Source organism: Candidatus Bipolaricaulota bacterium, assembly GCA_021159055.1.
Lineage (GTDB): Bacteria > Bipolaricaulota > Bipolaricaulia > UBA7950 > UBA9294 > S016-54.
In genome coordinates, this window is the sequence record JAGGSO010000064.1 from 1 (window position 1) to 19,368 (window position 19,368).

Consider the following 19,368-nt stretch of genomic DNA (forward strand, 5'->3'; position numbering starts at 1 on the left):
AGAAAAAGCGGGGTTTTATTTGAAGCGCCAGAAGGGGAGCCACATGATCATGCGATTGTATCTTGTAAAGGAGTATTGCGAAGTTGGAGGTTAAGCAGTGATGAAAACGAAGAAAATTGCCCATCTTTCTCTGACTATTGAGCGCAATGACGACGGCTTCCTGGCAAATTGTCCGTTGATCCAGGGGGCTTTCGCTGAAGGTGATACCGTCGAGGAAGCCATCTTTAACTGCCTAGATGTGGTTGAGATGATCTTGGAATACCGCGACGAGCGTGGAGGGCAGCTTCCAAAAGCAGTCTAAAAGATTTTAGGGCAGGTGATGCACAGTGGAGTACCAAGAGAGAATAATCGTGGATCCTGAGATCATGCATGGGAAGCCGGTGATCAAGGGAACAAGAATCCCTGTGTACGTCGTCTTGAACCTCCTGGCCGGGGGCATGAGCGAAGAAGAAGTTCTCAAGGAATATCCCGACTTAACCCGTGATGACATTCGTGCTTGTCCGGAATACGCAGCTCAACTGGCTGAAGAAGTCGGGCTTTTATAGGGCTAGGAGAAAGACGTAAGATAGTGAAACTTCCCAAAGACGCGGTAATTTCGCAGGACAAGCTGTTGCGCTACTTGCTGTTGCCACGCGAGGAGAATGATAAGGCAAGGTTCCTCGCTCTAGCTGGCTATACCTTAGCCAACTGGGAAGTGCTGGAGTACGATCTACGGCAACTTATAGCAAAGCGGGAAGTCTCCGGTGTGGAGGCATCGCCATTTGGGACAAAATACGAGGTCCGTGGGAGTCTGACCGGTCCAAATGGAAAGGTTCTGCACGTTGTGACAGTCTGGATTAAACTAGAGGCAACGGGAGAGACGCGGTTTGTGACCTTGTTCCCGGATAGGGAGGTAGCAAGATGAAGATCAAACTCTACCAAAAGGTGGCGTTGACAAAGGATCTGCCGGAACACGGCCTGCACAAAGGTGATGTGGCTGTAGTTGTAGAGCATTTGCCTGCAACCCCGGCCACCCAAGGCAAGGAAGGATACGCTCTGGAGGTATTCAACGCCGTTGGTGATACGATTGCGGTGATCATGGTTCCGGCGACGGTGGTAAAACCCCTCACGGAGGACGAGATCCTCCAGGTACGCTCGTTAAGCACTACAAAGTGAGTGGCAATTGGTGGAAAAACAAACAGGAAATGACGTGATTTTCACCGAGCTTCTAGCCTTCATCGACGCCCGGCTGGAGAAGGTACATACGCCCGATCCTGAGCTGGTCAAAAAGCACAACGCCGATCCGTTGAACAAGGATTGGCAGATCCCGGAAGGCGCACTGTGGGAGCAGTCCGACGTCGTCCACGATCTCCTCGCGTTCCTCGCCGAACAGATGATCGAGCTGAACAAAGAAAAGCAGGCCAAAATTGCCGAATTTCTGGAATGGCTCGAGGTAGAGCTGGATGTCAAGCCAGACAGGAAAGGGAACACCGGGATCGAGGCCCTGACCGGCAAAACCAAGCTCAGAAACTACCTCGGCGACTACCAGAAGGACGAAGAAGCCCTCTCCTTCGACGAGCTGTGGGCGATCCTGCGTAAGAACAAAACCCGCATCGCGAGGAACCTTTCACCATCATTCATGCAGGAGGTGAAACGGGCTTACGCGGAGAGCCTATCCGCTCTTCTTCCCATCAAGGAGAAGCTTCGCCTCACCGACGGCCTCATCGATCAGATCGTCTACCGCCTCTATGGACTTACGGAAGAAGAGGTCAGGATCGTGGAGAAAGAGGCCACCTGAGGATCACCGCACCGTTCGATCAGCGGCTACTCCAACCGTGCATCGGTCCTGAACCATCGATGTGGGAGCATTCCTTCGCTTGAAAAGTTCGCCGAAATAACGGAGGATCGTCCATCAAACCCAAAGGAGGCATTTCTTTGAACCGAATACTGATCATCTTGACCCTGGTGCTGTTGGCGTTCGCTGTAACGGCATTCCCGGAGAGTGCTACCCAAACCCCGTCTCAGCGGGTCGTCGCCACCGTGAACGGGGAGGAGATAACCCAGGAGACACTGAATACCGCGTCGCAACTGAGCCAGATCATTCAATCCCTGTTCAACAGCCACTACCTGTTCGTGGAAACCTTGTTCACAACCGAAGAGGGGAAAAGCTTCATCGACCGCTACCAGCGGACAGTCCTGGATAGGCTGATCGACAACCGTCTCTTGATCCAACAGGCGAAGGCGCTCGAGATCCCGGTCGATGAGTCTCAGATCGACCAACAGGTGACGGCACAACTCAATCAGATCATGCAGCAGAACCAGCTCACCCTCGAACAGATTGACGACATCCTCAAGCAGCGGGGTTCATCCTTGGAGGAGTACAAAGCCGATATCGCTAACAGCGTGCGCGAGCAACTCCTCGTCCAGGGGTTGCAGGCGTTCATCACCAAGGACGCCGGAGTAACCGAGGACGAAATCACCGCCTACTACAACGATCACCAGTCCGACTACACCGACGACTCCGGAACCGTCTCCCCGCTTGCGGATGTGCATGATCAGATCAGGGACGCCCTCTTGCGGCAAGCCAAGTCGAAGCTGTGGGACGACTGGTTCGCCAAGGTGAAGAAGGAAGCCAAGATCGAGATCAGCCTGTAGCGGCATCCGTCGACTCCCCGCCCGCGGTTCCCCCCGTGAGGGCGGGGAGTTCCGCTCTCACCCGGTCAGTCGTCCTTTCCCGATGTGCGGCGATGCAGGGAAGATCTTGATATGAACCGGGACGAGTTCTTGGAACGATTGATCTCGCAGGCGTCGCTCGATACGGTCGACTTCGCCTGTGACCTGGAGCGCGTGCTTGCCGAAGAGGTGAAGTACCTGCGCCGGGTGGTAGCCGCCTGCGCGGAGGAGGAGGCGCTGGAGCGGGACGCCCTCGTGCGCGAGCTGCGGGCCCGCCTCGAGGACAAGGACGCCCAGATCGCCCACCTCATTGAGGAGAATCGATTCCTCCGCGAGACGATCGCACGGCTGCAGCGGGGTTGAAATCGTGTTCCCCATCCATTAGCTTTTCCTCACAATGGGAAAAACCGGAATCAAAGAGCACTTATCGCAGGCGAAAGAGGAGTTCGTCGTCTTGGAGCGGAAGCTGAGCGATCCCGCGGTGATCGCTGATCAGTCCACTTACCGGGATCTGGCCCAGCGCTACGCCCACCTGCGCGATCTGATCAACGTTGGAGAGGAGTGGGTCCGCCTCGCCGAGGCGATCGCTGAGGAGGAGGAGATGCTGGAAGGCGAGGAGGAGCTCCGCGACGAGCTCGCCGAGGCGATCGCCGCCGACCGAGAGCGACTTGAGGCCCTGGAGCGGAAGTTCTACCTTCTCCTCATCCCCCCTGACCCGAACGACTCCAAGAACGCGATCGTCGAGATCCGCGCCGGGGCCGGAGGAGAGGAGTCGAGCCTGTTCGCTGCCGATCTGTTTCGGATGTACGCCCGCTACGCCGAAGCGAAGGGGATGCGGATATCCCTACTCGACTCTCACCCCACCTCGCTCGGCGGGTTCAAGCAGATCGTGTTCGCAGTGGAGGGGAAAGGTGCATACGGGCTGTTCCGGTACGAGTCAGGAGTGCACCGGGTGCAGCGGGTGCCGGAGACCGAGTCCTCCGGCCGGATCCATACCTCGACTGCCACAGTAGCCGTGCTCCCCGAGGCCGAGGAAGTAGAGGTGGAGATAGATCCCAAGGACCTGCGGATCGACGTGTTCCGCTCCTCCGGTCCGGGTGGGCAGAGCGTCAACACGACCGACTCCGCGGTGCGGATCACCCACATCCCAACCGGGATCGTGGTGAGCTGCCAGGACGAGAAGTCACAGCACAAGAACAAGGCGCAGGCGATGCGCGTCCTCCGCGCCCGGCTCAAAGACCGATACGAGCGGGAGAAGGAGAAGGAGCTCTCCGCGACGCGTCGGTCCCAGATCGGCTCGGGAGACCGCTCGGAGAAGATCCGCACCTACAATTTTCCCCAGAACCGGGTGACCGATCATCGCATCAACCTCACCCTGTATCGGCTGGGGGAGATCCTCGAGGGGAACCTCGATCCGTTGACCGAGGCGTTGCGCGAGGCGGCGGCGGAGCAGGCGTTCGAGAACATCGGTTGAGTCAAGCGGATGCTTCGATCAATCGGGTTGATGGGACGATGTCTCCCAAATGATGGCCTCCATCCGTGATGAAACCAAATATCTTTGACTACCTCGCCCTACGGGTTGCGGAGAAGTGGGAGAAGGACATGGGAAGACGCGTGGACGGTTTGTAGATGAACGGAGTAACTCGACGATCGGAAATGCGTCGCTAGCTACAGAAGTTGATTCGCGCTATAATCAATGTTGTTTCACAACACAAAAGGAAGGTGATGGAGATGAAGTGGGCAACGTTTATTCTCGGAACGCTGTTGGTTGGGGTGGTGGCAATGGGGGCACCGCTTTCCCTGTGCGATTACCACGCCCCGCAGACGAGTATGTCCGATCTGAAACTCGCGCTGAGTTACCACTACTTCGATGATCCGGCCTCGGCCGGCGTCGAAATCAACTCGGGGAAGATCGCGCTCGATTATTCGCAACTGTACGATTCCCCCGACTTCGGGTTCACAATAGCCGGAGCGGGCTCGCTCGATCTGAACGGCCTCGCGATCGCCACTGGACTCGGGCAGGGGAGAGGGACGTTCCGCTACTACCTGAGCGATGAGATGCCGGTCTTCGGGTTCGGCGGGGCTGACGCCTCTTACACTCTCGGCCAGGCTGAGCCGGGCGTGAACGTGAGCGTCGGACTCGGATACGGGAGGTTCACCGACGTCACTCCGCTCGCCAAGGCGGTCAAGATCCAGGACGACCTGCTCGCCCTCGGGGCGATCTCCGGCTCGCTTTCCGACGATACCCTGATGGCGGTCGCCACCGAGATCGGCAAGAAGGCGGAGTACGCGACGACCAAGGACCTCGTCGCTGCGATCGAACAGATCATCGAGAAGGAGACCGGGAGCACCTTGGATGCGCGTGCCGTCCTCACGATTGAGGACGACGTTATTGCCACCGGGGACGCAGTGAAGTGTGGCTGGTCGGTACAGGCCGGTCTCGGCTACGAGCTGATCGATCCGACCGGCGGTACCCAGGACCTTCTTCTCACCGTCTCCGGAGACGCGGCATTCGTCGTCAAGCCGGGATCTCAGTTCACCCTGCATGCGAACCTGCACGGGCCGTTCGACATCGTCGCGGAGAACACCATGACGATAAACGCCTCCTGGAACTACCCGTTTAAGGAAGGCATCGATCTGATCATGAACTATCAGCTCCAGCGGGTGCAGCAGGGAGGAACAGCCACCGACTCCCAGTCCGCCACCTTCTCGGTGGCGTTCAACGTCGGCGGGGCGGACGTCTCGCTCCAGCTCGGGCTCGCCAAGGGAGTTGGAGCGACCGATTGGTCCAAGGACTTTACGATATCCGCCGGGATGGACCTGCTGTAGGGCGCGACATTCGGGATCAGGACTGTTCAGGGGGAGCCTGCGGGCTTCCCCTTTTTCTTGTCCATGGAGCTCGTACTCGCTTCCGCATCCAGACGGTTTTGAATGGCGTTCCGCACAGCATTTACATCCGCAGGAAGCTCAATCGGCAGGTTGGGGTAACGGGATTTGACCTCGGCTAGCGTATTTCGCTGATAGCCGACCTTGAAGTCAGTGAACTTGAGCCCATGCGCGGTGGAGATGACGACGACGCGTTGATCCGGCCTGATTGTCCCATTCGCCGCCAGCTTGGCCGCCGCGGCGAGCGCGACCCCAGTCTGGGGGCAGGCATACAGTCCGGCACGGTCGGCAAGAGCAGCCGCGTTCGCCAGTTCATCCTCGCTCGCCTGCTCCACGATCCCATCGAACGCGCGCAGCGCTTTCACCGCTCTCTCGTAGCTCACCGGCGCTCCGATCCGGATCGCGGAGGCAAGGGTCGGCTTTGCCTTCACCGGGCGGTAATCCTTAAATCCAGTGAGGTAGCTTAAATATAAGGGATTGGCCCGCTCCGCCTGGGCAGCGACAAGGCGGGGGAGTCGGTCGATGAGCCCTAATTCCTTCATCATCAGAAGGCCTCTCCCCAGTGCGCTGATGTTGCCGAGATTGCCGGCAGGAATGACGATCCAATCGGGGACTTCCCAGCCCAGCTGCTGAACGATCTCTATCCCCACCGTCTTCTGCCCTTCGATGCGCAGGGGGTTCATCGAGTTGGCAAGGTAGATCTCTTTGTCGGCGGTGATCTCCTGCACGATCCGCATGCAGCCGTCAAAATCGGTATCCAGCCCAAGGACCAATGCCCCGTGGGAGATCGGTTGGGCGAGCTGAGCGGTGGAGACCTTCCCCTGCGGGAGGAAGACGATCGCCGGGATCCCGGCAGCGGCGGCATACGCGGCAAGGGCGGCGGAGGTGTCACCGCTCGAAGCGCACGCCACCGCGCGGATCGGCACGCCTTGAGAGATCAACTGCTTCACATGCGAGATGAGCACCGTCATCCCCAGGTCCTTGAACGAGCCGGTGTGACTGATTCCACACTGTTTGATCCACAGATTGGGAAGGCCGATCTTTTCCCCAAGACGGGGCGCCCGCAGAAGCGGGGTGTAGCCCTCCCCCAAGGAGACGATGTTCTCCGGCGCAATGTGCGGGGCAACCCATTCCCACTTCCCCCATACGCCGCTTGCATACGGCCACTCGGATGAGTGAGCCCGGGCTTCAAACAACTTCTTCCATTCACCTCCTGAACGAGCCTTGAGCGGGCTGAGATCATGCTCCACGTCGAGCAGCCCGCCGCAGTCGGTGCAGCGATAGATAACCTCGTCGTGCGGATAACGGCGTCCGCAGCGGATACATTCAAGCCAAATATCGTTACGCATAATCAACCTCCTACTACGTGGGTGGAAACCCGATGAATGGGCTGATATCCTTGTGCCTCCAATTGCGATGGGGGGAGGGATGCCTCATCCGGTTTATCGGAAAGGCCGAACAGAAGAGCGCCCTGATCACGCCATCGGATCGCCGCTTGTTTCACCTCGTGTGTGATTACGATCTCATCTGTCAAGAGATCCTGTACCAGGGATTCATCATCCATGTATCCCATATGCGAGACGGTCTCGCGGTACTCGTTGCGGCGAAACTCCTTAAACGGGGTAGGATCACCGTCCATGACCGCGGTACGCACGTGTTCGTGCACCCGGCGCACCCCACGCGGAAGGGTCTCCACCCGCGCATCGACCCACGAAAGGAACCCGGTGAAATCCCGCATCCTCCCGCTTCGGATCGCTGTCGTAAGCTCTTCCAAACTGAGAAGGCCGCTTTCCAGAATGAGGCAGATATAAGCGAGATAGTCCTGGTTATCGGTGGTGAAGGGATGAAATTCGGGCTGGTTTAGCTGGGTGTAATTGCGGGTGAAAGAGGCTTCGGAAAAGCCCTCTCCCAACACCTGGAAAATGGTTTCCCGAACCGCCTTTAAGCGGACTTTGTCGATGACATGATCGTTTCGACCGCGTGCGCCAAGGAGCGTCTTATCGAGGTCGATCACCACCACTGTCTGCTCGTCGATTGGAAAATCTCGCGACACGCGGGGGAAGTCCTCGAGCCCGGCCCAGCGGTTGCTGAACACAAGCGTCCCCGTTTCTTCCTCGACCACTTCCAGCCGTGCCGGGCCGCCATCCTCGGCGCCGATGAACGCCATTCCCCTCCATCCTCCAGCCTGGCACAGGTTGGAAAACGCGATCCCATCGTTTACCCGTGTGTCGCCGATGTACACGAGCCGCATAAGCGGCCCGCGATTCCCGTTAAGCTTCTGCGCTTCCCGGAGGATACTGACCACTACCTGGGCATACTCCGGGCTGCTCTTGCGCGGAATGAGCCCGGGGGCGAGCCCGATCCCCTCCCGCAGGCGGGGGAGCCCGGGGAGACGGGGATCGAGCGGGGCCAAGCTACGGTAAACGATGAAATCCCCGAGTAAATCATGCACGCGAGCGCGGCCATAGACTCTCATGATACAAACCCCTTTGCAACGAGCAATTCTCCATTTAACACCGCGCCGCCCGCCGCACCGCGCAGGGTGTTGTGCACGAGAACGACCATCCGCAGATCGAGGATCGAACACGGCCGCACCCGCCCCACTGTCACCACCATCCCGCGCTCCGCGTCCCGATCCTTGCGCGGCTGGGGACGATCCACCTCCGGACGGAGGGCGAGTGGGTGGACAGGAGCGCTGGGGAGCTCGCGCACGGGAGCAGGGGCACGAAACGCACGCAGCACATCCATCGCCTCCTCTACGGCGGGTGGATCCCTGAACCCAATCGACAGGCAGATCGTGTGACCATCGATCACCGGGACGCGGTTAGCATGAGCGCTCACCTGAAAATCCGCCGGCACCTGGGCCTCGCTTTCCACCCTGCCAAGCAAGAGGCGCGCCTCGCGGGCGATCTTCTCCTCTTCGCCAGGAATGTACGGAAGCACGTTCCCGATGATGTCGAGTGCCGGAACACCCGGGTAACCGGCACCGGAGACCGCCTGCATGGTGAAGGCGATGACCTTTTCCACCCCGAATGCATCATCGAGCGGCTTCAGCGCCATGGCGATCCCGGTTGTGGAGCAGTTGGGGTTGGTGACGATGAACCCGGGGAAACCGCGGTTTTTCCGCTGCTCCGGGATGAGCGCCAGATGGTCGGGATTCACCTCGGGGATGATCAATGGGACGTCAGGTTCGTTCCGGAATGCCGATGCGTTCGAGCAGACTGCGTAGCCCGCCGCAGCAAACCGCGGCTCCACCTCCCGCGCCACATCGGCGGGGAGGGCGGAGAACACGATCTTTCCCGGGATGCCCGGTTCCAGCGGGAGGACGGGCATCTCCCGAATCCGATCCGGTACGTCGCCGGGGAGAATGAAGTGGCATGCCTCACCGTAGGGACGGCCGGCGCTCCTCTCCGATGCGGCGAGCGATGCGATCTCAAACCACGGATGGTCGGCGAGAATCTGCACGAACCGCTGGCCGACCGCGCCCGTGGCACCGAGGATTCCTACAGGGATTTTACTTTCCATTGTTGATGACCTCCTTGTGAATCTGCCGCACGGCGGCGATCCCATCCGTGGCCTCAACCACCAGGGAGACGCTGCACTCAGATGACCCTTGGGCGATCGCGAGCACGTTTATCTTTGCCTTCCCTAATGCGCTGAAGATACGCCCGTCCACCCCCGGCGTATCCCGCACCCCTGCTCCCACCGCGGTTATGATGACAAGATCGTTTTGCGCCCAAATACTATCGATGTCCCGGCGGGCGAGCTCATGCGCCAGCTCCTCCTCCAGGCTCGCCACCACCGCCGGAGCGCTCTCTGTGGGAACGGCAAAGCAGATCGACTGCTCGGATGATGCCTGTGAGATCATGAGCACATTGGCGTTTGCCCGCGCCACCGCGCTGAACGTCCGCCCGGCGATTCCCGGCACCCCGATCATCCCCCGGCCCCTGACGTTGATCATGGTAAGATCGTCAATCATTGTGACCGCTTTGACTGTGCCGTCGGTGTTCTGTGGGGTGCGCACGATGCGCGTTCCAGGAGCGTCCGGATTGAACGTGTTTTTCACCCACACAGGAATCCCGCGGTCGATCACCGGCCGGATGGCGCGCGGATGCAGGACCTTCGCCCCAAAGTAGGCGAGCTCCCCGACCTCGGCATAAGAGATGTCTGGGATCACGTGTGCATCGGGAACGATGCGCGGATCGGCGGTCATCACCCCATCGACGTCGGTGAAGATCCATACCGCATCGCTGTCGAGCATCTCCCCCAGGATCGCCGCCGTGTAGTCGCTCCCCCCACGGCCGAGGGTTGTCGGGATCCCGTCTTCGGTTGCCCCAATGAAGCCGGTGACCACAGGAACAACTCCCTTTTTCAGCAAGGGACCAAGCCGGTCGGCGACGCGGGCACGGGTCGGGTCCACAAGCGGCACCGCGTTCTGAAAAGTACCGTCGGTGACGATGAGCTCGGTGGCGTCCACCGCTTCGCTTCGGATCCCCTGCTCGCGCAGGAAGGCGGCGAGAAGGCGCGCGCTCAAGCGCTCCCCGAACGAGACGATCCCGTCGAGCACCCGTGGCGTGAGCTCGCGCAGGACGTACACACTCTCACAGAGGCGCGAAAACTCACTCAGATATGAATCGATCGTCCTTTCGAGTGCCTCTCGCTCCGCCGGATCGGTGATGAGCTTCGTCGCCATCTCGCGATGACGGGTCTGGATGGTATCCGCGATCTCTCGATAGCGCTCCTTGTTCCCGGTTGCCGCGCTCCTCGCTCCCGCGATGAGCATATCGGTCACTCCGCTGAGCGCGGAGACGACGACGACCACGTGATCCCAATTCTTTGCCTCACGGGACACAATCTCTCCCGCCTGGGCCATGGCGGCGGGGGTTCCCACCGACGTCCCGCCGAATTTCATCATCAGGATACTCATCCCTTCTCCTTTCTCAGCTCAATTGCGATTTCGGTGATGTCTTTCAAAACTCCGGACGCGGTGACGCGCGGGCCGGCGCCGGGGCCGCACACGCTGAGTGGTATCTCGCGATAGAATTCGCTTTTGATGACGACGGCGTTCTCCGCTCCATGCAGCCGCGCGAGTGCGCTTCCCTGGTCGACCGCGGTGAGCCCCACCTCCCCGCCCGTCGGGGAGACACGCACCAAGTATCGGAGCGCCTTGCCTTCCCCCCTCGCCTGGGCCGCCTTCCGCGCGTATTCCTCATCCAGCCGTGCCGCAGCCTGCATGAACTCCTGTACCGGTAGCGCGGCGAGTTCCGGGGGATAGAGCGGGGTTACCGGAAGGTCATCCAGCTCGAGCGGCCAACCGGCGGTGCGGGCGAGGATCACGCCCTTGCGTGCGACGTCCATCCCACTCAGATCATCGCGTGGATCGGGCTCGGTGTAACCCGATGCGTGCGCACGGGAAAGCGCGACGGAATACGGAGTCCCGTCTTCCACCTCGCTCAGGAGGTAGCCCAGCGTCCCGCTCACCAGCCCATCGATCGCCGTGATCCGATCGCCGGTATCGAGCAGGGCACGCAGGGTGGAGATCACCGGAAGCCCGGCCCCGACTGTCGCTTCGTAACCCGCACACGGATGGGTATAGAAGACTTTCGCCTCCTCCCACGGCAACACGAGCGGACGCTTATTGGCAAGCACCACCCCGCATCCGTTCGCAAGAGCAGCTATGAGCATCGGGGACGTCGTTTCGGACGCCGTTGCATCGACAACGATCGTCCCTGGCCGCAGGACGGCGGTGATTTCGCCGAGGGACAGAGAGCCCGGTAGTTCGCTGATCGTCCCACCTTCGGATTTGCTGGATAAGATGTACCCCAACTCGGGATCGGTCAATCCATCGGGGTTAACAAACGCTCCGGTGCTGTCCGCCACCCCCAACAACCTGATCATGATTCCCCTCCGCTTCTCGAGCTGATCTCGACCGGCGATGACAAGGTTCACTAGGGCGCGGCCGACCTTGCCCAAGCCAAGGAGGATCACCGGGGCGACCGTCGATTTTCGTGCCATAATCACCTCCCACACGTTCATCACAAAAGAAAAGACCACAGGCATTCGCCTGTAGTCCTCACCATCCGCTTATCCCCTAAACCGGTTCGGTCTAGGAGAAAGCGGACACAAACGTCGTGTATCCTCCGCAAAGGAGGTCGGTAGTAGCTACCCTTCCTACACGTCCGTTTGTGATAACCATAAGATTAAGATACAACCAATTCGCTTGTTCGTCAAGTAAAGCCGGTGGATGCACCGGCACATGATGGGCCCGCTCGTCGTCCTGCGTTTCGGGTTAGTTCGATGCCATTCCGGAGTCTCTGAACCACTCCACCGCGCGGCGGAGGGCCTCGCGGGCCGGGGTCTGGGGGAGGCCGAGCTCCCGTACCGCCTTCCCCGGGTCGAAGAACATGTAGTGGCGCGACATCCGGATCGTCTCCGGGGTCATCCGCGGGGTCGCACCGGTGATGGCACAGATCGCGGCGTTGAGGTAGGAGAGTCCGAGGATCGGGTAGTACGGAAGCCTGATCCGGGGAGCGGCGAGCCCGGTGATCTCGGAGAGGAGTTCGAGCAACTCCCGCATCGTCACGTTCTCCCCGCCGAGGATGTACCGCTCTCCGATCCGCCCCCGGGTCGCCGCCAGGACGTGCCCCACAGCCACGTCCTCCACCGCGACGACGTTCATCCCGGTCTCCACGTAGGCGGGCATCTTCCGGTTGAGGAAGTCCAGGATCACCTTTCCGGTCGGGGTCGGTTTGGCGTCGTACGGGCCGACCGGGAAGCTCGGATTGACGATCACCACCGGGAGCTTTGTTGAGTACTCGAGCGCGACCTGCTCGGCAAGGTACTTGCTCTTCTTGTAGTCACCGATGATCTTCCGCGGATCGACCGGGGTGGATTCGTCGGCCGGGGTCCCGTCATCCCGCAGCCCCAATGTCGCGACTGAGCTCGTGTACACCACCCGCTCCACCCGTGCCTTCAATGCCGCATCGAGGACGTTCCGCGTTCCCGTGACGTTGATATCGTAGATCAGCCGCCGTGGCCGCACCCAGAACGAGTACAGCGCCGCGGCGTGGAATACGAGCTCGCAGCCCTGCATCGCCCGCTGCAGGGAGCCGGGGTCACGGACGTCACCGGTGGCGAACTCGATGTCGAGCCCGTCCAGGTTCCGGCGGTCGGACTCCGGTCGGACGAGCGCCCGCACCTCGTATCCGGCGTCGAGCAGCGCACGGACGATGTTTGCCCCGATGAACCCGGTGGCCCCGGTGACCAGCGCCTTCATTCCCCTCCTATGATGAAGTTATAAAATTCTTTTTGCATCGCAATTATCATAACACGCCCTCGCTGGCCGACCAAATCATCCCCCGGGTGGGAGGGCGTTCACCCGCTCGAGATAGGAGAGGATCCCGTTCAGCAGCCCGCGGGCGACCTTCTCTTGGTACTCCGGGGAGAGGAGAGCCCTCCCTTCATCGGCCGCGGTGAGAAACCCGACCTCGACCGAGACCGCGGGAAGCTTGGTATGCTCAAGATAGAGGGATTGTGGTTTGACTCCGCGGTCCCGCGCCCCGGTGGCGGCGACGAGCTCCTTCTGCACTGCCTCGGCCAGGATCCAGCTCGGGTCGTCCTTGGCCCGGGTATCGTCGACCAGGGTCTCCGCCCCGTGCACTCCCGGATCGGAATAGGAGTTGGTGTGGATCGAGAGGTAGAGGACCGCTCCGGCCGCCTCAGCCGCTCGCAGCCGGTCGAGGTTGGGGACGGTGATATCCTCGGACCGGGTGAGGAACGGCTTCAGCCCCGGTTGAGCGGAGATCAGCTCAGCCAGCCGGGTGGCGATCTGGAGATTGACGTCCTTCTCCAGTACGTCTCCCACCACTCCGCCCGGGTCGCGCCCTCCGTGTCCGGGGTCGATGGCGATCACTACGCGCGGTGCCTCCACCTGCGGGGGTGGGACCGGCTGGGGATGGCGTCGGAACGCACCGGCAAGGGCAAGGCTCCCCACGACGATCGCGCCCAACAGAGCGATGGCCACTATCCCACGTCTGCTCATGTCCCTAGGTTAGCACACCGCCCTCTCCCTGCCTTCGCTCCCTGTCTGCTGCCTCGTTCCCATCCGCCCGTCGTTTTAAACCGACCTTGGTTAAGGGATTATGTAAGGCGCGTGTACCGTTTATGGAGAGGACACTCACCCGTAGACGCGGATCCTGGCGCGCACAGCCTGTCCACCTCGTCCTGGGAGAGCACCACCTCGAGCAGGCGGAGGGTCATTCCGTCCTCCTAGCGGAGCGAAAAGTAGCGCTCGAACCCGGGCGGGCCACCGCGGGGGACAAACTCGCCCGTGGCCTCATCCTGCACGTAGTCCCCGCGGTACTCCCGCCGTGCGATCCGCCCCACCCACTCGAGGAGGGCGTCCACGTCCGATTCGTCGTTGTACACCCCGAAGCTCGCCCGCACCAATCCGGGGAGGTTCACGCGCGAGCCGCGCGCGACCTCGGCTTGGTAGCGCTCGATCTCCGCCGGGGAGACCCCGAGGAGGCGGAGGACATAGGGATGGGCGCAGAAGCAGCCGTTGCGCACCCCGATCCCCCCTTCGAACGCCAGGACAGCGGCGACCAGCTGGTGGGGGATCCCTTCCACTGCGAACGGGACCACTCCGAGCCGCCCTTCCGTCCGGTCCGGGTTCCGATCGCCGTACACCTTGACCCCGTCGATTCCCTCCAGCCCGCGCAGGAGGCGGGAGGTGAGGCGCGCCTCGTGGGCGGCGATCGCGGCGAATCCGATCTCTTCCAGAGCGGCGATCGCAGCGGCGAGGGCGATTGCCCCGACCGCGTTCGGGGTCCCGGCCTCCTCCCGCTCCGGGAGGTGGGCCCAGCGGACCTGATCAGCCGTCACCAGCTCGATCGTCCCCCCACCGACGCAGTCCGGCGTCCCGCGCGCGAACGTCTCGTTCAGTCCGACGAGAACCCCGGTCCCGTACGGGGCGTACATCTTGTGGGCGGAGAACGCGAGGTAGTCGATGTGTTCGGGATCATCAGGGTCTCCCATCGCGATCCTCCGGTGCGGGGCGAGCTGGGCCGCGTCGACGAGGATCTTCGCCCCGGCCGCATGAGCGCGGGCCGCGATCGCGTGGATCGGGTTCAGGTAGCCGGTGACGTTCGACGCCCCACTGATCGCCACCAGCTTGACCCGCTCCCCGTACTTGTTCAGCAGATACTCGAAGTGATCAAGGTCGAGCCCGCCGGCGGCGTTCACTTCGATGTAGTCCACGTCCGCCACCAACCGCCATGGAAGGTCGTTCGAGTGGTGTTCCATCAGGGAGCGGAGGACGATATCCCCGGGGGAGAACGGGAACCGATGCGCCAGCTTGTTGATCGCCTCGGTCGAGTTCCGGATGAAGACCACGGTGTAGGCGTCAGGATCGGCCCCTACAAACCTTCCCACGATCCGCCGCGCCTCCGCGTAGGCGGCGGTGGAGACCCGGCTCTTGAACCCGGCTCCCCGCTCGACGCTCGCGTACCAGCGGAGGAACTCGTTTACCGTCTCCAGCACCGGCCGAAGCGGCGGGGTGGTGGCGGCGTTGTCGAGGTTGACGTACCGGACGGTCGATCCGTCGAGGATGGGTACTTCGGTGTCGATCCCGATGACGTGTTCGCGGACGGTTTCGATTGTGAGAGCGCTCAACTTCCCTCCCTTCGTGTCGGTAGTGTACGCCCGGAGCAGGCCCGGTTACAAGCCCGATCGGGTACAATCCCGGGCATGACAGCCCGAAGGATCGTGGTGGTGGGGACGACCGGGGCGGGTAAGACGATCTCCCCGCGGGAGGCGGAGAGGTGGGCCGCCGGATGAGGTTCACCCAGATGCTCCGTCTCGATCCCGCTTATACCCGCACCGTCGTCCGCCTCGCCTATCCCGTCTCCCTTGGGATGCTCTCGATCACCCTCCTCGGGGTGGTGGACACGGCGATGCTCGGCCGGCTCGGGCCGGCCCCGCTCGCTGCCGCAGGGATCTCGGCTGTCGCTTACTTCACCCTGATCTTCTCCCTTGCCGGGATCGGGATCGGGGTGCAGACCCTCACCGCGCGCCGGTTCGGGGAGGGGAACCACCCCGCCTGTGGCGAAATCCTGACCAGCGGTATAGTCCTCGCCCTGTTCCTCTCCCTTCCGTTCGTCGTCGCCGCGCCCTGGATCGCCGGAGGGATCGCTCCCCTCCTCTCCCGCGATCCCGAGGTAGATGCGCTGGGGAGGATCTACCTTAACTATCGGTTCCTCGGGGCGACGTTCCTCCTTTTGAACATGGTCTACCGCGGTTTCTTCAACGGCCTTGGCGATACGAAGAAGCAGCTCCATTCCGCGATCATCGTCACCGGGGTGAACGTCATCCTCGATTATCTTCTCATCTTCGGGCACGGAGGATTCCCTCGCCTCGGGATCGCCGGAGCGGCGATCGCGTCCACCGCCGCCACCGGGGTGGGAACGGCCTACTTCCTCGTCGTCAGCCTGACGCCCAACCAGCGCGCCCGCTTCCTCCCCTATCGCAGACTCTCCCGCGCTGCGGTGTGGTTTGGGCCGATCCTCCGTATCTCCGTCCCGGTGATGGCGCAGCGGTTCGTCTCCAACGGAAGCTTCTTCGCGTTCTTCTCCATCGTCGCTCGGATCGGTACTCCCGAGCTTGCGGCGAGCAACGTCATCCGCTCCGTACTCGGCCTGTCCAGCATGCCGGCGACCGGGCTGGGAACGGCGGCGGCAGCGATGGTCGGACAAAACCTCGGGGCGGACCGCCCGCAGGCCGCCGAGCGGTCGGCGTGGGAGGCGGTCAGGCTCGCCTCCTACCTGATGGCCGGGATCGGGCTGCTGTTCATCGCTTTTCCTAGGTGGATCTTCGCGATCTACACGAACGATCCCACGGTGATCGCCCTCGGCCGCCTCCCGCTCATAATGCTCGGGGCGACGCAGATCCTGGATGGTATGGGGATCGTCCTCAGCCAGGGGCTGCAGGGAGCGGGGAACACGCGCTACGTCATGGGGGTCGAGCTGATCGCCTGCCTTGTCATCTACCTCCCGGCCGCGTACTTCTTCGGGATCCGGCTTCACGGCGGGATCGTCGGAGCGTGGTCCGGGGAGTTCCTGTACTGGGGGATCTATTCCTTCCTCATGCTCCACAAGTTCCGTGAGGGAAGCTGGAAGGAGATCCGGGTGTGAACCGGACGAATGTCGTGGTTCTCGGGCGGAACGAGGGTAGACTGGTGATGAAATGCGCATCCTACTCATCATCGCGGTGTTGATCGCGATCGTCGCCCCTCACACTGCCGCGGCGGGTTCGTTCAGCTACCGGATCGACGGGATCGGGCTCAGGCTGCCGATCGGGACGAGGATTGAGAGGGAGGACTTGGGGATAAGGATCGAGCTTCCGTTCACCGCGGGGACGACCTTGGTGGAAAAGTACGTCCTGATCGAACCCGCTGCGACCGAACGCGATCTTGGAGATGGAATGGAGGTCGGAGGGATATCGCTGTGGTGCGAGAGCGGAAGCGAGGGGGCAGCCGGTTCGATCTACGATTACGTCAAATGCAGCGCGATCCTGAACGACGGGCGTCGGATTGCGATCACGTTCGTCCTCCACTCCGTCAACCCGGAGATGTTCGACTCCCCTCCCCCGCCGTTCGACCGAGCGCAGGAGGTTCTCCCCTTCTGGGGAATCATCCTCTCCCTGCACGCGCTTCCGTAGATGCACGGCACATGTCCGCGAGCGGGCAGCCGGCACACCGCGGGTTGCGCTTCAGACATCGCTCCTTCCCATGGCGAACGAGAAGGGCGTGGTACTCGTTGTAGAGAGGGACATCCTCGGGGAGGTTTTTCATGAACAGCTCCCGGATCTCCCCGTACGATTCTTCCCCGTTTATCACGCCGAGCCGGGTCAGGATCCGCCGGGTGTAGGCATCGACGACGAAGCTCGGCTTCTCCGCGGCGTACAGGATGATCGAATCCGCCGTCTCCTCTCCGATCCCGCGCACGGAGAGGAGCTCTTCCCGCAGTTTATCAACCGGAAGGGAGAAAAGCTTATTGAGATCAGCGTTGTGACGCGCATTCAGGAAGTCCAGAAATGCCTTCAGCTTCTTCGCCTTCTGGTTGTAGTAGCCGGTGGGGCGGATGATCTGAGCGATCTGCTCGAGCGGGGCACGGGCGAGGGACTCCGGGTCCATGAGCCCGGCCGTCTTGAGCCCGGCGATCGCCAGCTCTACGTTCCGCCATCCCACCTGCTGGGTGAGGATCGCTCCCACGATTACCTCAAATGGCCCTTCCCCCGGCCACCAGTGCTGCGGCCCGTAGGCGGCATAGAGTCGATGGTAGATCTCGAGGAGCCTCTCACGCATGTGGAATCTTGAGATAGTCGAGGATCCCGTCCAGGATCGCCTCGGCTATGATCGACTGGTAGGATATTGTTTGGAGGAGTCGCGCCTCGCGCGGATTGGTGACAAACCCGACCTCGACGAGTGCAGCCGGCATCTGGGCCCGGCGGATGAACAGCGGAGCCCACTTGATTCCCCGGTCCTCCGCCCCGGTGGCGGCGACCAGCTCACGCTGTAGGAGCTCGGCAAGGTGGTAGCACGGGGTATCCCGCCCCTTCGACTCATGCACTAACGTCTCGATCCCAGAGGCGCTCGGGGAGGAATGTGCATTGGCATGGATGCTTACGTACAGGTCTGCCCCGAGTCGGTTCGCCGTGAGTACCCGGTCGGTCGGGTAGGTGTAGGTGTCGTCACGGCGGGTGAGGATGACGCGCAACTCAGGATAGGATAGGGACTTTAAGTAGACCATCTTGGCGATGTCCAGGGTGATCGATTTCTCCTCCAGTCCACCGATCCCGATCGCGCCCGGATCCTTACCCCCGTGTCCGGGGTCGATCACCACCGTGTACCGGTATGACCAGGTCGGTCCGCCGGCGCTGAGGGTGAGGGAAAAAAGGGCGACGACGAGTGCGATCCCGATAAACGTTAACTTGAACCTGCGCGTCAACTGTGTGGTTACCCCCTTGCCGTATCGGGGACTAGGTTAGGAGGAATCTCCCCCGGGGAAAATCCATTCTGTCTTCGGTCGGAGGGACAGGCGCGGGCCCGGGAGGGAGTAAACGCCGGGCCTTGAACGGAACCGGGAAACGGGCTATGCTCATATCCCACTCATGAAGATCAAGCGGCCGTGTGGAGGAAGGATGACGTTAGCACAGCTCGGAGCAGGACAATCGGCGCGTGTCCTCGGAGTCGAGGGCGGCTGGGGGCTCCGTCGCAACCTGGAGCAGCTTGGGATCCACCCCGGAGATATCGTCGCCGTCGCCAGGACCGGTGCGTTCCACGGTCCGATCCTCGTCGAGGTGCACGGAAGCCGGGTCGCCCTCGGTCGCGGGGTGGCTGGACGAATTTACGTAGAACCGATCTAGAAATCTTTTCACACCTTTTTCTCAACATTTCCTTGACAAGCGTATGACCTGTAAGTAGAATCTTAATTGCTCTTGCAAATTATTTGCAATAACTTGATTGAGGAGGTGATCTCGAACTGAAAATTAAAAGACATTACCGTGCCTTAGTGAGGTAAATAAAAGAGTTTACCTAAAAATAGGAGGTGTACAAATGTTGAAAGTAAAGAGATTTTTTCTAATCATATTACTAGGTTTACTAGCGCTCTCTGCGGGGATTCAGGGCATAGCCGGTTCTGAGAAGATAACTCTCTACATGGGTCCCATCCCATTGGCGCAAGAGCTGGAGGCGACTTTTGAGGCGGAGCACGGAGATGTGCTCACGGTGGTCAGTGGGGCGTGGTGCCGCAAGGTCCGTGCCGAGATGGAGGC

23 protein-coding genes are annotated in these 19,368 nt (G+C 61.3%); 13 read left to right on the top strand and 10 right to left on the bottom strand.

Going from position 1 to position 19,368, the window contains the following annotated elements; genetic code table 11:
- Positions 1–100 precede the first annotated feature (100 nt).
- The 9 genes from J7J55_03290 (at position 101) to J7J55_03330 (ending at position 5,481) form a co-directional block, all read left to right on the top strand.
- Positions 101–301, top strand: coding sequence for a type II toxin-antitoxin system HicB family antitoxin (locus J7J55_03290; protein ID MCD6141730.1), 201 nt, complete (start codon positions 101–103; stop codon positions 299–301).
- Between the two features lie 25 nt (positions 302–326).
- A complete protein-coding gene (locus tag J7J55_03295; protein ID MCD6141731.1) occupies positions 327–545 on the top strand; it encodes a DUF433 domain-containing protein in 219 nt (72 codons plus the stop codon).
- Positions 546–568: 23 nt separating this feature from the next.
- On the top strand, positions 569–904 hold the full coding sequence (locus J7J55_03300) for a hypothetical protein (GenBank protein ID MCD6141732.1): 336 nt from the start codon (positions 569–571) through the stop codon (positions 902–904).
- On the top strand, positions 901–1,155 hold the full coding sequence (locus tag J7J55_03305; protein ID MCD6141733.1) for a DUF4926 domain-containing protein: 255 nt from the start codon (positions 901–903) through the stop codon (positions 1,153–1,155). The genes J7J55_03300 and J7J55_03305 overlap by 4 nt, the downstream gene beginning before the upstream one ends.
- 10 nt (positions 1,156–1,165) lie before the next feature.
- Positions 1,166–1,777, top strand: coding sequence for a hypothetical protein (locus J7J55_03310; protein ID MCD6141734.1), 612 nt, complete (start codon positions 1,166–1,168; stop codon positions 1,775–1,777).
- Between the two features lie 137 nt (positions 1,778–1,914).
- Positions 1,915–2,634 (top strand): SurA N-terminal domain-containing protein, encoded by a 720-nt coding sequence (locus J7J55_03315; GenBank protein MCD6141735.1) that lies wholly within the window; start codon positions 1,915–1,917, stop codon positions 2,632–2,634.
- Positions 2,635–2,745: 111 nt separating this feature from the next.
- A complete protein-coding gene (locus J7J55_03320) occupies positions 2,746–3,015 on the top strand; it encodes a hypothetical protein (protein MCD6141736.1) in 270 nt (89 codons plus the stop codon).
- 34 nt (positions 3,016–3,049) lie between these two features.
- Complete coding sequence (gene prfA, locus J7J55_03325) at positions 3,050–4,126, top strand: peptide chain release factor 1 (GenBank protein ID MCD6141737.1); 1,077 nt, start codon at positions 3,050–3,052, stop codon at positions 4,124–4,126.
- Between the two features lie 257 nt (positions 4,127–4,383).
- Positions 4,384–5,481, top strand: coding sequence for a hypothetical protein (locus tag J7J55_03330; GenBank protein MCD6141738.1), 1,098 nt, complete (start codon positions 4,384–4,386; stop codon positions 5,479–5,481).
- A gap of 26 nt (positions 5,482–5,507) precedes the next feature.
- Here J7J55_03330 and thrC read toward each other — a convergent pair whose 3' ends face one another.
- The 8 genes from thrC to J7J55_03370 form a co-directional block, all read right to left on the bottom strand.
- Positions 5,508–6,887, bottom strand: coding sequence for a threonine synthase (thrC, locus tag J7J55_03335; GenBank protein MCD6141739.1), 1,380 nt, complete (start codon positions 6,885–6,887; stop codon positions 5,508–5,510).
- Positions 6,888–6,889: 2 nt separating this feature from the next.
- Positions 6,890–8,014 (bottom strand): hypothetical protein, encoded by a 1,125-nt coding sequence (locus J7J55_03340; protein ID MCD6141740.1) that lies wholly within the window; start codon positions 8,012–8,014, stop codon positions 6,890–6,892.
- Positions 8,011–9,063 (bottom strand): aspartate-semialdehyde dehydrogenase, encoded by a 1,053-nt coding sequence (gene asd, locus J7J55_03345; protein ID MCD6141741.1) that lies wholly within the window; start codon positions 9,061–9,063, stop codon positions 8,011–8,013. Before asd ends, J7J55_03340 begins: the two co-directional genes overlap by 4 nt.
- A complete protein-coding gene (locus tag J7J55_03350) occupies positions 9,053–10,465 on the bottom strand; it encodes an aspartate kinase (GenBank protein MCD6141742.1) in 1,413 nt (470 codons plus the stop codon). The genes asd and J7J55_03350 overlap by 11 nt, the downstream gene beginning before the upstream one ends.
- Positions 10,462–11,553 carry a homoserine dehydrogenase gene (locus tag J7J55_03355; protein MCD6141743.1) on the bottom strand — a complete coding sequence of 364 codons (1,092 nt, stop codon included), beginning with the start codon at positions 11,551–11,553 and terminating at the stop codon, positions 10,462–10,464. Before J7J55_03355 ends, J7J55_03350 begins: the two co-directional genes overlap by 4 nt.
- A 274-nt stretch (positions 11,554–11,827) precedes the next feature.
- The gene (locus J7J55_03360; GenBank protein MCD6141744.1) at positions 11,828–12,814 is read right to left on the bottom strand and encodes an NAD-dependent epimerase/dehydratase family protein; all 987 of its coding nucleotides are present in this window, start codon (positions 12,812–12,814) and stop codon (positions 11,828–11,830) included.
- Between the two features lie 75 nt (positions 12,815–12,889).
- On the bottom strand, positions 12,890–13,579 hold the full coding sequence (locus tag J7J55_03365; protein ID MCD6141745.1) for an N-acetylmuramoyl-L-alanine amidase: 690 nt from the start codon (positions 13,577–13,579) through the stop codon (positions 12,890–12,892).
- Positions 13,580–13,806: 227 nt separating this feature from the next.
- A complete protein-coding gene (locus J7J55_03370) occupies positions 13,807–15,195 on the bottom strand; it encodes an aminotransferase class V-fold PLP-dependent enzyme (GenBank protein MCD6141746.1) in 1,389 nt (462 codons plus the stop codon).
- A gap of 176 nt (positions 15,196–15,371) precedes the next feature.
- Between J7J55_03370 and J7J55_03375 the strand changes: the two genes are divergently transcribed.
- Both J7J55_03375 and J7J55_03380 read left to right on the top strand, forming a co-directional pair.
- The gene (locus J7J55_03375) at positions 15,372–16,727 is read left to right on the top strand and encodes an MATE family efflux transporter (GenBank protein MCD6141747.1); all 1,356 of its coding nucleotides are present in this window, start codon (positions 15,372–15,374) and stop codon (positions 16,725–16,727) included.
- A gap of 52 nt (positions 16,728–16,779) precedes the next feature.
- Entirely contained in the window at positions 16,780–17,253 is a 474-nt protein-coding gene (locus J7J55_03380; GenBank protein MCD6141748.1) for a hypothetical protein, read from the top strand.
- Here J7J55_03380 and J7J55_03385 read toward each other — a convergent pair.
- Positions 17,225–17,899 carry an endonuclease III domain-containing protein gene (locus tag J7J55_03385; protein MCD6141749.1) on the bottom strand — a complete coding sequence of 225 codons (675 nt, stop codon included), beginning with the start codon at positions 17,897–17,899 and terminating at the stop codon, positions 17,225–17,227. The two genes, J7J55_03380 and J7J55_03385, sit on opposite strands and share 29 nt — an antisense overlap.
- Positions 17,892–18,542, bottom strand: a complete 651-nt coding sequence (locus J7J55_03390; GenBank protein ID MCD6141750.1) for an N-acetylmuramoyl-L-alanine amidase — start codon at positions 18,540–18,542, stop codon at positions 17,892–17,894. The genes J7J55_03385 and J7J55_03390 overlap by 8 nt, the downstream gene beginning before the upstream one ends.
- A 193-nt stretch (positions 18,543–18,735) precedes the next feature.
- Here J7J55_03390 and J7J55_03395 point away from each other — a divergent pair, with 193 nt between their 5' ends.
- The gene (locus tag J7J55_03395; protein MCD6141751.1) at positions 18,736–18,960 is read left to right on the top strand and encodes a ferrous iron transport protein A; all 225 of its coding nucleotides are present in this window, start codon (positions 18,736–18,738) and stop codon (positions 18,958–18,960) included.
- Between the two features lie 190 nt (positions 18,961–19,150).
- Positions 19,151–19,368: hypothetical protein (locus J7J55_03400; GenBank protein MCD6141752.1), on the top strand; the 218-nt coding region annotated here is incomplete at its 3' end.